The 14,021-nt window shown below is 71.6% G+C and carries 14 protein-coding genes; 8 read left to right on the top strand and 6 right to left on the bottom strand.

Annotated elements, in window-relative coordinates:
* Positions 1 to 98: integrase core domain-containing protein (locus ASG91_RS20785; RefSeq protein ID WP_157606364.1), on the top strand; the 98-nt coding region annotated here is incomplete at its 5' end.
* On the opposite strand, the gene ASG91_RS16910 is transcribed toward ASG91_RS20785, so the two are convergent.
* Positions 95 to 856, bottom strand: a complete 762-nt coding sequence (locus ASG91_RS16910) for a bifunctional 2-polyprenyl-6-hydroxyphenol methylase/3-demethylubiquinol 3-O-methyltransferase UbiG (RefSeq protein WP_200961342.1) — start codon at positions 854 to 856, stop codon at positions 95 to 97. The two genes, ASG91_RS20785 and ASG91_RS16910, sit on opposite strands and share 4 nt — an antisense overlap.
* Positions 857 to 1,013: 157 nt before the next feature.
* On the opposite strand from ASG91_RS16910, the gene ASG91_RS16905 reads away from it, so the two are divergent.
* The gene (locus tag ASG91_RS16905) at positions 1,014 to 1,796 is read left to right on the top strand and encodes an electron transfer flavoprotein subunit beta/FixA family protein (protein WP_056923750.1); all 783 of its coding nucleotides are present in this window, start codon (positions 1,014 to 1,016) and stop codon (positions 1,794 to 1,796) included.
* Positions 1,797 to 1,826: 30 nt separating this feature from the next.
* Positions 1,827 to 2,786 (top strand): electron transfer flavoprotein subunit alpha/FixB family protein, encoded by a 960-nt coding sequence (locus ASG91_RS16900; RefSeq protein ID WP_056923749.1) that lies wholly within the window; start codon positions 1,827 to 1,829, stop codon positions 2,784 to 2,786.
* Between the two features lie 229 nt (positions 2,787 to 3,015).
* Here ASG91_RS16900 and ASG91_RS16895 read toward each other — a convergent pair whose 3' ends face one another.
* The 3 genes from ASG91_RS16895 to ASG91_RS16885 form a co-directional block, all read right to left on the bottom strand.
* Positions 3,016 to 4,491 carry a S8 family serine peptidase gene (locus tag ASG91_RS16895; RefSeq protein WP_056923748.1) on the bottom strand — a complete coding sequence of 492 codons (1,476 nt, stop codon included), beginning with the start codon at positions 4,489 to 4,491 and terminating at the stop codon, positions 3,016 to 3,018.
* A gap of 180 nt (positions 4,492 to 4,671) precedes the next feature.
* Positions 4,672 to 5,691, bottom strand: a complete 1,020-nt coding sequence (locus ASG91_RS16890) for a hypothetical protein (RefSeq protein ID WP_056923747.1) — start codon at positions 5,689 to 5,691, stop codon at positions 4,672 to 4,674.
* Positions 5,681 to 6,205 carry a SigE family RNA polymerase sigma factor gene (locus ASG91_RS16885; RefSeq protein ID WP_056923746.1) on the bottom strand — a complete coding sequence of 175 codons (525 nt, stop codon included), beginning with the start codon at positions 6,203 to 6,205 and terminating at the stop codon, positions 5,681 to 5,683. Before ASG91_RS16885 ends, ASG91_RS16890 begins: the two co-directional genes overlap by 11 nt.
* Positions 6,206 to 6,340: 135 nt before the next feature.
* On the opposite strand from ASG91_RS16885, the gene ASG91_RS16880 reads away from it, so the two are divergent.
* From ASG91_RS16880 to ASG91_RS16870, 3 genes are read left to right on the top strand one after another with little or no spacing between them, the layout of a single operon-like run.
* A complete protein-coding gene (locus tag ASG91_RS16880) occupies positions 6,341 to 7,528 on the top strand; it encodes a cysteine desulfurase family protein (RefSeq protein ID WP_082594275.1) in 1,188 nt (395 codons plus the stop codon).
* On the top strand, positions 7,528 to 8,613 hold the full coding sequence (gene mnmA / locus ASG91_RS16875) for a tRNA 2-thiouridine(34) synthase MnmA (RefSeq protein WP_056923843.1): 1,086 nt from the start codon (positions 7,528 to 7,530) through the stop codon (positions 8,611 to 8,613). Before ASG91_RS16880 ends, mnmA begins: the two co-directional genes overlap by 1 nt.
* A 5-nt stretch (positions 8,614 to 8,618) precedes the next feature.
* A complete protein-coding gene (locus ASG91_RS16870; protein WP_056923745.1) occupies positions 8,619 to 9,002 on the top strand; it encodes an MmcQ/YjbR family DNA-binding protein in 384 nt (127 codons plus the stop codon).
* A 10-nt stretch (positions 9,003 to 9,012) separates the two neighbouring features.
* On the opposite strand, the gene ASG91_RS16865 is transcribed toward ASG91_RS16870, so the two are convergent.
* Together ASG91_RS16865 and ASG91_RS16860 are read right to left on the bottom strand one after the other, a co-directional pair.
* Positions 9,013 to 10,824 (bottom strand): hypothetical protein, encoded by a 1,812-nt coding sequence (locus tag ASG91_RS16865; RefSeq protein WP_056923744.1) that lies wholly within the window; start codon positions 10,822 to 10,824, stop codon positions 9,013 to 9,015.
* 67 nt (positions 10,825 to 10,891) lie between these two features.
* Positions 10,892 to 11,815 (bottom strand): peptidoglycan-binding protein, encoded by a 924-nt coding sequence (locus tag ASG91_RS16860; RefSeq protein WP_157606398.1) that lies wholly within the window; start codon positions 11,813 to 11,815, stop codon positions 10,892 to 10,894.
* 220 nt (positions 11,816 to 12,035) lie between these two features.
* Between ASG91_RS16860 and ASG91_RS16855 the strand changes: the two genes are divergently transcribed.
* Together ASG91_RS16855 and ASG91_RS16850 are read left to right on the top strand one after the other, a co-directional pair.
* Positions 12,036 to 13,022: a methionine synthase gene (locus ASG91_RS16855; protein WP_056923742.1), complete on the top strand. Its 987-nt coding sequence runs from the start codon at positions 12,036 to 12,038 to the stop codon at positions 13,020 to 13,022.
* Between the two features lie 7 nt (positions 13,023 to 13,029).
* Positions 13,030 to 14,019: a DMT family transporter gene (locus tag ASG91_RS16850; protein WP_056923741.1), complete on the top strand. Its 990-nt coding sequence runs from the start codon at positions 13,030 to 13,032 to the stop codon at positions 14,017 to 14,019.
* Positions 14,020 to 14,021 lie beyond the last annotated feature (2 nt).

The raw sequence follows: 14,021 nt of genomic DNA, 5'->3' as shown, positions 1-14,021 counted from the left end.
CATGGATCCACGAGTACAACCACCACCGACCCCACACCGCCTGCGGGAACAAGCCACCCATCACCCGCTTGACCAACCTCTCCGGTCAGTACAGCTAGGGCAGCCGCACCACGACGAACAGGTCGAGGCTCGCGTCCTGCGGCTCGCCGAGCACGAAGTCCTGCGCCGTCACCGACTCCACGGTCGCGCGCAGGTCGTCGTCCCACGCCCCGGGGTCCCGGTCCTGCTGGGCGGCGACGACCGAGCCCCGCGCCGACTCCCAGTGCTCCAGCCGCTCACCGTGGCCGAGCCCGACCACCTCGACCGCAGCGCCGGGCAGCCAGCGGCGCACCTCGTCGCCGAGCTCCGCCGCGTCGTACTCGCGGCAGTGGTAGACGTTCGACGGCTTCTCCCGGCGACCCAGCCCGGGGGAGAAGGTGAGCCGGTTCGGGGTGGAGACGACCAACAGCCCTCCGTCGCGGGTGACCCGGGCCAGCTCGCGCACGTAGTCGCCGGGCGTCCAGATGTGCTCGAGCACCTGGAGCGAGACCGCCACGTCGACGGCGCCGGCGGCCAGGGGGAGCGCCGTCAGCGCACCCCGCAGGTATGCCGCCCGCTCACCGCCGTGGGTGCGCCCGGCGTGGGCGGTGGTCGCCGCGTCGTAGTCCACGCCGACCACCCGCACTCCCGGCCAGGCCGCGTCGAGGAGGCCCGCGGCATACCCCTCGCCGCAGCCGGCGTCGAGCACGACGGCGGGGGTCGACGGCACCCAGCCGGGCACGGCGGCATACCCGGCCTCGTGGCGTCGGAACCAGTAGTTCTCGGAGGCCACCCAGGGCACGGTTCGCTCGCCGGTGATCGTCAGCGGTGTGGCCACCATCACCTCTCTCGGCTGGTCGAGCGGGCCCCGTGGTGAGCGTCACGCGGTGGTGGCGTGTCGATTCCGGGCACGGGCTGTAAGGATGGCACCTGACCCAATCGTCGATCACCACGGTCGATCCCAGTAGCCATTCCAAGAAGGGGACGATCAGCACATGAACATCGTCGTCTGCGTGAAGTACGTGCCGGACGCACAGTCCGACCGCACGTTCAACGAGTCCGACAACACCACCGACCGGGTGGGCGTCGACGGACTGCTGTCCGAGCTCGACGAGTACGCCGTCGAGGAGGCCCTGAAGCTGGTGGAAGCCGGTGAGGGCGAGGTGACCGTGGTCACCGTCGGCCCCGACCAGGCTGCCGACGCGCTGAAGAAGGCGCTGCAGATGGGCGCCGACAAGGCGGTCCACGTGAAGGACGACGCGATCCACGGCTCTGACGCCGTGGCGACGTCGCTGGTCCTGGCCGAGGCGATCAAGAAGACCGGCACGCCCGACCTCGTGATCACCGGCATGGCCTCCACGGACGGCACGATGAGCGTCGTCCCGGCGATGCTCGCCGAGCGTCTCGGCCTGCCGCAGGTGACCTTCGCCTCCGAGCTGTCCGTCGACGGTTCGACCGTGACGATCCGCCGCGACGGTGACGCCGCGTCGGAGACGATCGTGGCGACGCTGCCCGCGCTGGTGTCGGTGACCGACCAGATCAACGAGCCGCGCTACCCCTCGTTCAAGGGGATCATGGCCGCGAAGAAGAAGCCGGTCGAGGAGTGGGCGCTGGCCGATCTCGGCATCGACGCCTCGCAGGTCGGCCTCGACGCCGCCTGGACCAAGGTCGAGTCGTTCACCAAGCGCCCGCCGCGCGAGCAAGGCCAGATCGTCACCGACGATGGCGACGGCGGCACCAAGCTCGCGGAGTTCCTGGCCGCGCAGAAGTTCGTCTGAGCCGGCCAGAGACAAGAGAGAGGAAACCCCATGGCTGAAGTACTTGTCCTGGTCGACCACGCGAACGGCACCGTCCGCAAGACCACCTCGGAGCTGCTGACCATCGCCCGCCGCCTCGGCGAGCCCAGTGCCGTCTTCGTCGGCGACGGTTTCGACGCCGCGAAGGAGACGCTGGCCAAGTTCGGCGCGGAGAAGGTCTACCGCGTCGAGAGCGCCGACGTCACCGACTACCTCGTGGCTCCCCAGGCCGAGCTGCTCGCGCAGCTCGTCGAGAAGACCTCCGCCGCCGCGGTGCTCATCCCGAGCAACAGCGCCGGCAAGGAGATCGCGGCCCGGCTGGCGATCAAGACCGACTCCGGCCTGATCACCGACGCCGTCGACGTGCAGGCCGGGGACGGTGGCGGGGTCACCACGACCCAGTCCGTCTTCGCCGGGTCCTACAGCGTCAAGGCCACCGTCACCAAGGGCACCCCGATCATCACGGTCAAGCCCAACTCGGCCACGCCCGAGGAGGCTGCCGGTGCGGCCGCCGACGAGGTCTTCGAGCCGACCATCTCCGACGCCGCCAAGGGCGCCAAGGTGACCGAGTCCAAGCCCAAGGAGGCCACCGGGCGTCCCGAGCTCACCGAGGCCGCGATCGTGGTCTCCGGTGGTCGCGGCACCGGCGGCGACTTCTCGCCCGTCGAGACCTTCGCCGACTCCCTCGGTGCGGCGGTCGGCGCCTCGCGCGCCGCCGTCGACGCCGGCTGGTACCCGCACACCTCGCAGGTCGGCCAGACCGGCAAGCAGGTGTCGCCGCAGCTCTACGTCGCGTGCGGCATCTCCGGCGCCATCCAGCACCGGGCCGGCATGCAGACGTCCAAGACGATCATCGCGATCAACAAGGACGAGGAGGCCCCGATCTTCGAGCTCGTCGACTTCGGTGTCGTGGGTGACCTCTTCACGGTCCTCCCGCAGGCCACCGAGGCAGTCAACGCGGCCAAGGGCTGATCGCTCCGGCCGGCGCTCGCGCGACGGCCACCCGGCATACCGACGAAGCGCCCCGGACCACCTGTGGTCCGGGGCGCTTCGCGTCCCGTGACAAGGCGAACGCCCCGGACAGGGGGTCCGGGGCGTTCGCGCCGCCTGCCTGCGGGGTTGGGTCGCGTGGCGGCGGTGTCGGCGTCTTCGGAACCCCCCTCACGGGACTCCGAAGACGCCGCGCTGTTGCGCTGGGCTGTCAGCGAACAGCGTTGGCGGCGGCGACGACGTCGACCAGGCCGTGGCCCTTGTCGAAGCTCGTCGTGCCGTTGGTGCCCGACTCGTACGGGGCACCGTCCGTGTACTTGTAGGCCGTGGACTCCAGGGCCGCCTCGATCTGCGCCGGGGTGGCTGCGGGGTTGGCCTGGAACAGCTGCGCGACGATGCCCGAGATGTGCGGGGTGGCCATCGAGGTGCCGCTGATCGTGTTGTAGTCGCCGCCCTCCTGCGGGTCGAGCCCCGTGGAGCAGATCGGCAGGTAGATCCGGCACGAGCTGGTGATGTCCTCACCCGGCGCCGAGATGTCCGGGTAGGTCGACTTGTCGCCGGCCTTGCCGCGGCTGGAGAAGTCGGAGACGGTGCCGTCACGGGTGCCGGTGTTCTGGTCGAAGAACGAGGCGACCGAGAGGATGCCGGGGGTCGGGTCCTTGCCGGGCGGGTTGGACAGGTCCTCGGAGCCGTCGCCGCCGTCGTTGCCGTTGGCCCAGACGCTCACCACGCCTTCCTTGACCAGCTCACGCTGGATCTTGACCGTGGCCGAGTTCGGGTCGAACGCCCCACCGCCCGTGGGTCCGTAGCTGTTCGACGTCACCTTGATCGGCGGGCAGGTGGCCGCGGAGACCCCCGTGCCACAAGGAGCGTTGTGGTTCTCGAGCACCCAGTTGAGCGCCGCGTCGGCCCCGATGATGAACAGGACCGCACCCGTGCTGATGCTCACGAGGCTGGCGCCGGGCGCGGCACCGTGCATCTTCGTGCCGTCCGCGAGGGTGACGTCGCGACCGGCGACGATGCCGTTGACGTGCATGCCGTGACCGCCACCCGAGACCAGGTCGGTGTCGAGCGAGCCGGCGTCGACCGGGGCACAGGTGCTCTCGGTCAGGGGCTCGCAGACCATCTTGAGGTTCTTGACGACGGCGCTGGTGCCGTCGGCGTTCTGGAGGAACGGGTGGGTCGGGTCGACGCCGGAGTCGATCACGGCGACCGAGACACCCTTGCCGTCGAGGGCCGTGCCGTTCGCGCCGGTGAGGGTGTTGCGCGCCTCGTCGCCGCGGGTCGCCTTGTTGGAGGTCGACAGCAGCATCTCGATGGGCCGGTTGCCCTCGACGTAGGTGACGCCCGGCTGCGCACGCACCGCCTGCACCTGGGCGGGCAGGCCGGTTGCCACGACGACGCCGACCTTGTCGAACGAGGTCACCTTGCGCAGGCCGACGGCCTGGACCGCCTTGGTGGCCGAGGCGAGGTCGCTGCCGTGCACGAGGACGGTGGTCGGGGTCGCGGCCTTGAGCACGCCCAGCTGGGAGGCCAGCCAGGGCTGGACCGGCGCGAGGCCCGTGCCCTTCGACGCGAGGCCTGAGGACAGCAGACCCGCGGACGCGGGCGTGGCGAGGGCCACGGCGGCGAGGGCCGCCGTGGCGGCCGTCGCGACGACGGTCCGGGTTCTCTTCACGGTGTGCATGGGTTTCCCTTCGGCACTGGCCAGCGTGACTGACCAGCTACGGCGATGGTCGGTATGCCGTGTGCAACGAAGGGCTGCCGGGGCGGTTACGCGCAGGTAGGTAAAGGAACGGTCAGGAAAGGGCGCCGGCCCCCGCCCCACGGGGGGACAGGTCGATGCTGGTCGCTGCCACGGAGCCGGCTACTCCGCCTGGCCGATACCCGCGCCGGACCGGTCCACCGTGCGGATCCCGGTGACGTCGGACGCGCTCCCGTCCACGATGGCGGCGTAGGCCAGGTAGGCCGGGTGCTCCCCCAGAGGTCGCGTCGCGGCCGCTCCGGCGGAGGCTCCCGGCTTGGTCACCGGCGTCACCGAGGACAGCTGGGGGATGACGCCCCACACCAGGACCCGACCGTCCGCGAGGGCGTGCTTGCCCACGCTGTAGCGGGTGCCGGGGGTGTCGCCCACGACAGGTTCCGGACCGAGGGGCGCACCGTCGAGGGTGGCGGTCACCGCGCCGGCCCGCGGGCTCGACATGCTCACCGCGAGCCGTCCCGCGCCGGCGACGTCGAACTCCACTCGCTGCGGGTCGGTGCCCAGGGCCACGACGGTCCGTCCCCCCTGACGCCACTGGAGGTCGACTCCCGTGAGCTGGCCGTCGGCGAGGGGTTCGTCGAACCGGACGACGAAGGCCTCGAAGTCGCCGGACTGGACGGTCTGGACGGTGTGGGACCGAGTCCCGGGCGCAGGCACCAGGTCGATGTCCGTGGCGCCGGCAGGGACGACGCCCAGGAGGACCGGCACGTCCTGGGTGCCCGGGAGCTTCACCCACGCCGCGCCGCTGGGCAGGACCACGGTGGATGACTCCTTGTCGAGGTCGCGGGTCACCCAGGCGTGGAGGTTGCCTGCGTCGACCACCACGCTGTAGCTGCCATGGTCGTCGGGGAGCTCGGTGCCGGCCTCGCCGGAGATCGACAGGTCCTTCGCGGTGCTGGAGGTCGTCCCGACCGGAGGGGTCGTGGTGCCACGGTCGTCGGGGCCGAGGACCACGACTGCCACCACTGCTGCAGCGGCGGCTCCTGCGACGACGATGGCGAGCCGGCTCGCCATCCGGCGGGTGTGGCGTCGTCGGCCCTCGGCAAGGACGTCCGCGAGCGCGACGTGCATGGCCGGTGCGGGGTCGGTGCGCAGCCGCTCGACGACGTCGAGGTCACTGGACATGGGCTTCCCCCTTGTCGGAGATGAGGGCCCGCAGGCGCTCGAGCCCGCGTGAGGCGGACGACTTCACGGTGCCGATGCTGACGCCGAGCAGCTCGGCGACGGCGCGCTCGGACAGGTCGGCGTAGTGCCGCAGCACCACGACCTCGCGCTCGCGGGCGGGCAGCTCCTGCAGGGCTCGGACCAGGTCCAGTCGGGTGCCGGCGTCGTCGGTGGCTCGGCGCCCGGGATCGACCTGGCTGCGCGGGTCGACGTCGTCGCGGACGTGGTCCACGAGGACGAGCCGGCGGTCCTTGCGCCAGGTGCTGACCACGAGGTTGCGCAGGATGCGGTGGCAGTAGGCCTCGGGCTCGTCGTGCCCGACCCGGGGCCAGACCCCGAACATCCGGACCAGGCTCTCCTGGACGACGTCCTCGGCGCGGGTCGGGTCGCCGGTGAGCAGCCAGGCCGTGCGCAGCAGCCGGGGCATGGCGTGCGCGGCGAACTGCTCGAACGCGGCCTCCTCGCTCGGCTTCATGCTGCCCCCCTCCACCGTCGTCCCGCCCCCGACCGTAGTCCCGGGTGCGGTAGCGGCCGACGTCCCTGGCTCGCTGACGTACCCAACGCCACACTCGGGCGGAAGGTTGAGCGGTTGACGCGTAAACTTTCGCCAGTGACCGCCTACCTCGACCATGCCGCCACCACGCCGATGCTGCCATCGGCCATCGCGGCGATGGCCGACCAGCTGGCCACCACCGGCAACGCGTCGTCCCTGCACACCTCGGGCCGGATGGCGCGCCGCGTCGTGGAGGAGTCGCGCGAGCGGCTGGCGAAGGCCCTGGGCGCCCGTCCGTCGGAGGTCGTCTTCACGTCCGGTGGCACCGAGTCGGACAACCTGGCGGTGGCGGGGACGTTCGAGGCCCGCCGCGAGTCCGACCCCGCCCGCATCCGCATCGTCTGCAGCTCCATCGAGCACCACGCCGTCCTCGACTGCGTGGAGCACCTGGTCTCCCACGAGGGCGCGAAGGTCACCTGGGTCGACCCCGACCCGGCCGGCTTCATCACCACCGGGGCCGTGCGCGCAGCCATCGAGCAGGACCCCGACTCCGTCGCGCTCGTCACCGTGATGTGGGCGAACAACGAGGTCGGCACGGTCCAACCGGTGGCCGACCTCGCCGCACTGGCCCACGAGTTCGGCGTGCCGTTCCACACCGACGCCGTCCAGGCGGCTGGGCACCTCCCGGTCGACTTCACCGCCTCCGGGGCCGACCTGATGACGGTCACCGGCCACAAGGTCGGCGGACCCCTCGGGGTGGGCGCGCTGCTGGTGCGTCGTGACGCAGTGGTGGTGCCGCAGAGCTTCGGCGGGGGACAGGAGCGGCAGATCCGCAGCGGCACCCTCGACGTCCCGGCCATCCGAGCCTTCGCGGTGGCCATGGAGGAGTCGGTGCAGACCGTCCCCACGGAGGCCCCGCGGCTGATGGCCCTGCGCGACCGGCTGGTCCGCGAGGCGATGGCGCTGGGTTACGACGTGACCGTGACCGGCGCGTGGGAGGCCGGCGACGGCATACACCGCCTGCCGGGCAACGCCCACCTGCTCGTCCCCGGCTGCGAGGGTGACTCGCTGCTCTACCTCCTCGACGCCGCAGGCGTGGAGTGCTCCACGGGCTCGGCCTGCCAGGCCGGCGTGCCGCAGCCGTCGCACGTGTTGCTGGCGATGGGGATCCCCGAGGAGTCCGCCAAGGGTGCCCTGCGCCTGACGCTCGGCCACACCTCGACGGACGCCGACGTGGACGCGGTGCTCGCGGCGCTGCCCGCCGCCATCGACCGGGCGCGTCGGGCCAGCGGGTGGGCCGGCTGATGCGGGTCGTCGCCGCGATGTCCGGCGGCGTCGACTCCGCCGTCGCTGCGGGGCGCATGCTCGACGCCGGGCACGAGGTCGTCGGCGTGCACCTCGCGCTGTCACAGAGTGCCGCCACCCTGCGGGAGTCCGCCCGTGGCTGCTGCACGATCGAGGACGCGGGCGACGCCCGGCGGGTCGCCGACGTGCTCGGGATCCCGTTCTACGTCTGGGACATGGCCGCGCGGTTCAAGCGCGACGTCATGGAGGACTTCGTCGCCGAGTACTCCGCAGGGCGGACCCCCAACCCGTGCCTGCGCTGCAACGAGAAGATCAAGTTCTCGGCGCTGCTCGACAAGGCGCTCGCGCTCGGTTTCGACGCGGTGGCCACCGGCCACTACGCGCAGGTCGTCGAGCGGCCCGACGGCGGGCGCGAGCTGCACCGCGCGGTCGACATGGCCAAGGACCAGTCCTACGTGCTCGGGGTCCTCGACGCCGACCAGCTGGCCCGCGCGTTCTTTCCCCTCGGCGACACCACCAAGCCGGACATCCGGGCGGAGGCCAAGGAGCGCGGCTTCTACGTCGCGAGCAAGCCCGACTCCCACGACATCTGCTTCATCGCCGACGGCGACACCCGCGGGTGGCTCACGTCGCGGCTGGGGGAGCAGCCCGGCGAGATCGTCGACGCCGAGTCGGGCGAGGTGGTCGGGTCGCACCAGGGCGCCTACGCCTACACCGTCGGGCAGCGGCGGGGTCTGGGCCTCGACCGGTCTGCGCTCGACGGTGACCCGCGCTACGTCGTGCAGGTCGACGCCGCCGCCAACCGTGTGCTGATCGGCACGTCAGACCTGTTGGGGGTCAACGCGATTCGCGGTGACCACGCCCGCTGGTGCGGACCGCCGCCCGAGGGTGTGGTCGAGGTCGGGGCGCAGGTGCGAGCGCACGGCGAGGAGGTGCCGGCCCAGGCCTGGGCGGACGGTGACGATGTCGAGGTGCGGCTCTCCGGCCGGCTCCGCGGGGTCGCGCCGGGACAGTCCGTCGTCCTCTACGAGGGGACGCGCGTGGTGGGTTCGGCCACCATCGCGTCGACCTGGCTGGAGCGCTAGGTCGTATGCCGCGCAGCGAGATCCGGGACGGGTCGCCGCTCGCGCGGGTGCGGTCGCTGTGCCTGGCCTTCCCGGGGACCGAGCAGCGGGAGTCGCACGGTGAGCCCTGCTGGTTCGCGGGTGGGAAGAAGACCTTCGTGATGGCTGCGCAGGAGCACCACGACGACCGGACGGCCATCTGGGTCGCCGCGCCCGAGGGGGTGCAGACGGCCCTGGTCGCCGCTGAGCCCGAGCGCTACTTCCGTCCCCCGTACGTCGGGCACCGGGGCTGGGTGGGGGTCTACCTCGACGTCGACGACATCGACTGGCCGCACGTCGAGGAGCTGGTCGAGGACGGCTGGCGCGGCGTGGCGCCGAAGCGGCTGCTGGCGGCGCTCGACGCCACCTGAGCGACGCCTGCTAGCCCACCCGTCGGTCGACGCTGACGGCCCTGAGCCGTTGCGGCTGGAGCATCCGCTCCTGGTCGGCCATCACCGAGCGGACGTTCTCGGCCACCGCCGGGCTCACCCTCGCGAGCTCGGCATACGCCTCCCGCACGCGCTCGAGCTGCTGTCGCGCCACCTCGGCGAGCGGGTCGAACCGCTTGAGCGGGTCCCCAGGGTCCGGCGGGCCGATCCGCTCCCGCGGCACGGGGTGGGTGATGCGGTACCAGAAGTCCATGAACCGGTCCCAGTCGGATCCCCAGCCACTGGTCCGGGCCTGCACCGAGTAGGCGCTCGTGGCGAAGACCTCCCCGGTCCCGTCGGCCGCGGAGGCCCGGGCGACCACGGGGACGTCGATGTCGCCGTCCGCGGGGTGGTTGGTGATGGTGAGGACCCGCGTGGTCGGGTGCAGGGTCGTCTCGAGCGTCACGACCCGCCCGTCCGGCAGCGTGACCGGGATCGACGAGCTCGGGCCGAAGACCTGGTTGCCGCCGACGAACCAGCTCACCACCACGCTCGACTCCGCGTCGATCGGTGAGGTCCCGCCGATGCCGACCGTGACCGGGGTGTAGGTCGTCACACGCACGGTCTCGCGGGTCTCCCAGGTGAAGTCGCCGGCCCACTCCCAACCGGGGTGCGGGCGGCGTTCGGTCGAGATGACGGCGGTGGTGTCGGCGCTCGCCGTGCGGACGGTCAGCGACGGGGCGCTGTGCCGCCGCACGCGCACGCGCACGAAGCCGGGCCGCGTGGTCTGGCCGAACTCCTGCGTGACACCCACGTGCACCTGCCCGAGCGGGGTGTCGACTGCGACGTCGGTGTCGGGAGTGGGGAACACGATGCGGCCCGCGTACCAGACGACAGGCCCGGGCGTCACTCCCGGCTGGTCGACGATCGTGTGGACGATGACGCCGCACCGGTCCCGCGCACCGGGCTCGTTGGTGTCGGCCAGCCCTTCGTCCCAGCGGGAGTAGGCGTTGTGGGCGAAGGGTTGGCGGTACTCGACGTAGACCCGTCCGTGCCCGGCGGCGTCCTCGCCCGTCGGGTGGAACACGACGAGCTCGGGCTTGCCGTCGGTCGCCGTCCCCACCGGGTAGAGCGTGGTCGTGACGTCCTGCGACTCGTTGACGTGGACGACGCGGCCCTTGTCCTCGAGCGCGGCCGGCTTCTGGTGGTGGAGCAGGGCGCGCGCGATGTGCGGCGGCGCGGAGCCCCACGACGGGTGGGCGGTCGGCACGTCCGCCGCCGGTCGCGTCGTCGTCGGGTCGGAGGCGCCGAAGGTGGCGGAGGACATCAGGTCGTACGGGTCGCCGTACACCGGGAAGTAGTCGGGCTGGTTGTTGTCGATCCAGTCCGCTCCGGTGGTGAAGATGCCGTAGCTGTGGTCCAGGCCGAGGACGTGGCCCACCTCGTGGCAGAAGAAGGTGAAGTCGGCGGTCGTCGGCAGGAACGCCGAGGAGCCGTAGGCGCCGGCGTCGTACCCGGTGCCGGGAAAGGCGAAGACCACGGTGCCGTCGTACGGGCTGAGGTCGACCCCCGCACCGGCAGCGGCGTTGCGCGCCGCCTCGATCCCGACGTCCCGGCTGCTGGGTGCCATCGGCAGGGTGACGTCGTAGGACCCGAAGAAGTCGAGCCTGGCGAACTGGAAGTAGTCCTCGGCGCTCTCCCGGAAGTAGCGCGCGATCGAGCTGGGGCTGAACAGCACCAGGTCCATCACGTCGGCCAGGTTCGGCTGTGGTGTCGACGAGTCGTTGCGCACGACGATGACGGCAAGGCGACGCTGCTCGGACATGGTCGCTCCTCTCAGGTGGTCCCTGGTGGGGAAGAGGAGCGACCGGTCGCCGGTGATACACCGCCGGTCAGGGCACCTTCCTGTCCAGGTCGTCCCCGGCGATGACCGTCGTCATGAACTTGTAGCCGTGGTTGGCGATGAAGCGTGGGTCGCCCTCGAGCAGCTTCATGAACTTCTTGTGCTCGGCGTCGTTCTGGCCGACCAGGCACCCGGCGCTGAGCCTGCCGATGTTCGAGGGTGACTGGTTGAGACCCGAGTGCTGGTTGATGCCGGCGCCACTGCCGACGATGAACTCCTTGTCCCCGGGCCGGATCCCGTCCTTGTTCTTGTCGCGGAAGATGTGGATCTTGTCGGCCTGGACGAGTGCCTTGTGCTTTCGCGGTGGCTGGGACTCCGGGTGGTGGGTGCCGATGGTCCACGACTTGTACTGGCCGAAGGCGATCCGGGCGGCACCGTCGGGGTTGAGCGGGGTGTCGGTGAAGAACCTCCCCGGCTCGGTGGTGCACAGGACGTTGAGGTCCATGACCGGTTTGCCGGTCTTGTCGAAGTGGAACACCGTCCTGCGGTCGTTGAAGACGTTGAAGGTGTCGGCGTTGTGCCGCCCGCTCTTGTCGGCCCCCTCGACGTAGACGATGTTCAGGAATCCGGGTAGTCGCGCGACGAAGAACGGCTTGGCCTGGGCCTGCATGTAGCGGACCATCCGGCTGGCGAAGTCGTTGCCGAGTCGCAGCGGCAAGATCGTGTCGGCCTTGTCGTTCAACAGCCCCTTGGCGATCTGCGGGGTCAGGAGCTCCTTGAAGGCGAAGCCCCGCAGCTTGGCGTAGCGCGCCAGGGTGAGCTTGCTGGTCGACCCGAACTGGCCGTCCGCGGGCGGGTCGAGGCAGCCCAGGGCGGCGAGCCGGGCCTGGACCTCCTTGGCGAGGGCGGCGTTCTGGCCGAGCTTGCTGACCGGGACGGACGCAGAACCGGCGGCGATCGTGGACAGGGTCATGACTTCGCTCCCCTGGGCGAAGGGATGGGTCATCGGGAGCAGCCCGGTCGCGGACATGCTCTGGTGGGGCCCCTGGGGCCCGGTCACCCTGCGTCGCGCCAGTCCCTCACCAGCCGGGACCCCCCAAGGCTAACGACGGCGAATCATGGACACCCCAGTCAAATGACGCAGTTCCCCTGCCGCCCGTGGTGGTGTCGGTGGGGCTGGCTACGCTCAGGGCGTGGCTCGCGCAACTGGCATCGGATCCCTTCCCGGCACCGACGTCAGCGAGGCGCTCCGTGGGGTGCGCGAGATCCTCGGCGACGGCCACCTGCCCTACCTTCCCGAGCTGCCGGCGCGTGGTCCCGGCGCCGACATGATCGGGCGCGCTGCGGCCCTGCTGGTCGACCTGCACGTCGACCTCCAGCCGGGTGGCTGGCGGTTCGTCGACCGGCCCGGGCGTGACTCGTCGCGCGCGACCGCGCTGTGGCACCAGGACCTCGATGAGCTGGCCGAGGTCTTCGACGGCTACGTCGGCGACCTCAAGGTCCAGGTCACCGGGCCGTGGACGCTGGCCGCCGGGATCGAGCTCAACCGCGGCGAGAAGTCCCTGGCCGACCAGGGCGCGCTGCGTGACCTCGTCGGGTCGCTGGCCGAAGGGGTGCGCCAGCACGTCGCCGAGGTGCAGCGGCTCGTCGCGGGCGCGACGGTGGTCCTCCAGGTCGACGAGCCGTCGCTGCCGGCGGTCCTCGCCGGCCGGCTCCCGACCGTGTCCGGCTACGGCCACCTGCGTGCCGTCGACCCCCAGACCGCGATGACCGGCCTGCGCGACGTCCTCGCCGCGGTGCCCGAGGGCACGGCGACGGTCGTGCACTGCTGCGACCCCGGCATACCGCTGCCGCTGTTGCGCGCCACCGGCGTCGGCGCCGTCGCGCTCGACGTCACCGCCCTCTCACCCGCGCGGTGGGAGTCCATCGCCGCCACGGTCGAGGACGGCGTGTCCCTGTATGCCGGGTGCCTCCCGACCGATGCCAGCGGCACCGTGCGCGGGGCGTCCGACCTCGTCACACGCGGCTGGACCGACGCAGGCATGTCACCCAAGGGCCTCGGGTCCCTGACCGCCACCCCCGCCTGTGGGCTCGCCGGACTCACACCGGAGGGGGCCTGGCGCGTTCAACGCGCAGCGGTCGACGTGGCCGCGGAATGGTCCGAACGAGCCGAGAGTTGACCCGCCCATGAGCGCCAGAGTTGCCGCCAGCCCATCCGACGCCACCGTCGTCCCCCCTGTCGGGACGTCGACGACGCGGGTGCCCTGGCAGGCCAAGTACCTCCTGCTCGCCCTGATCTGGGGCTCCAGCTTCCTGCTCATGAAGGTGGGGCTGCGGACCATGGCCCCGCTGCAGATCTCCGGGCTGCGGATCTTCGCCGGCACCGCGACCCTGCTCGCCCTGCTGGCCCTCACCGGTGGTCGGCTGCCCCGGGAGCGCCGGGTCTGGGGCCACCTCGCGGTGTCCGGCGTCTTCCTCACGGCGCTGCCGTTCAGCCTCTTCGCCGCGGGCGAGGTCCGCGTCTCCTCGGCGCTGGCGGGGATCGGCAACGCGACGACGCCCCTTGCTGCCGTCTTCTTCGCCCTCATCTTGCTGCCGAGCGACCGGCTCTCCCCGCGCAAGCTGGCCGCCGTCGTCATCGGCTTCCTCGGCGTCGTCGTGATCATGCAGCCGTGGGAGTCGATGGGCCGTCCCGACCTGCTCGGCTTCGGGATGACCCTCGTCGCCGGCGCGTGCTACGGCCTCGGCTGGACCTACAACCGCCGCTTCCTCGGGGGCGCAGATCTCGGCGGGCTCTCGATGCCCACCGCTCTGCTGCTCGTCGGGTCGGCCCTGATGGTGCCCGTGCTCCTCGTGTGGTGGCTGGTGTCGCGCGACACCTACGCCGCTCCGTGGTCCGGCCACCTAGACGTCGAGGGCGGGGGAGTGGTGCTGCCCCTGCTGTGCGTGGTGGCCCTGGGGGTCGTCGGCACCGGCCTGGCCTACATGCTCCAGTTCGACGTCGTACGGGGGGCAGGGGCCACCGTCAGCACCACGGTCACCTACCTCATCCCGGTGGTCTCGGTGCTGCTCGGCGTCGTCGTCCTCGACGAGCACCTGGCCTGGCCGCAGCTGCTCGGCGCCGCGATCGTGCTGGTCTCGGCCGTCACCATCGGCCTGCCGGCCAAGCGCCGCTGAGC

Source organism: Phycicoccus sp. Soil802, from assembly GCF_001429605.1.
Lineage (GTDB): Bacteria > Actinomycetota > Actinomycetes > Actinomycetales > Dermatophilaceae > Pedococcus.
The sequence above is the reverse complement of the archived record's forward strand: the minus strand, read 5'-3'. Positions and strand labels throughout refer to the sequence as shown.

Excerpts from the sequence above, each read along its gene's own strand:
- ASG91_RS16905 (WP_056923750.1), top strand. The coding sequence starts at position 1,014 with ATGAACATCGTCGTCTGCGTGAAGTACGTGCCGGACGCACAGTCCGAC.
- ASG91_RS16900 (WP_056923749.1), top strand. The coding sequence starts at position 1,827 with ATGGCTGAAGTACTTGTCCTGGTCGACCACGCGAACGGCACCGTCCGC.
- ASG91_RS16895 (WP_056923748.1), bottom strand. The coding sequence starts at position 4,491 with ATGCACACCGTGAAGAGAACCCGGACCGTCGTCGCGACGGCCGCCACG.
- ASG91_RS16890 (WP_056923747.1), bottom strand. The coding sequence starts at position 5,691 with ATGTCCAGTGACCTCGACGTCGTCGAGCGGCTGCGCACCGACCCCGCA.
- ASG91_RS16885 (WP_056923746.1), bottom strand. The coding sequence starts at position 6,205 with ATGAAGCCGAGCGAGGAGGCCGCGTTCGAGCAGTTCGCCGCGCACGCC.
- mnmA (WP_056923843.1), top strand. The coding sequence starts at position 7,528 with ATGCGGGTCGTCGCCGCGATGTCCGGCGGCGTCGACTCCGCCGTCGCT.
- ASG91_RS16870 (WP_056923745.1), top strand. The coding sequence starts at position 8,619 with ATGCCGCGCAGCGAGATCCGGGACGGGTCGCCGCTCGCGCGGGTGCGG.
- ASG91_RS16865 (WP_056923744.1), bottom strand. The coding sequence starts at position 10,824 with ATGTCCGAGCAGCGTCGCCTTGCCGTCATCGTCGTGCGCAACGACTCG.
- ASG91_RS16860 (WP_157606398.1), bottom strand. The coding sequence starts at position 11,815 with ATGACCCTGTCCACGATCGCCGCCGGTTCTGCGTCCGTCCCGGTCAGC.
- ASG91_RS16850 (WP_056923741.1), top strand. The coding sequence starts at position 13,030 with ATGAGCGCCAGAGTTGCCGCCAGCCCATCCGACGCCACCGTCGTCCCC.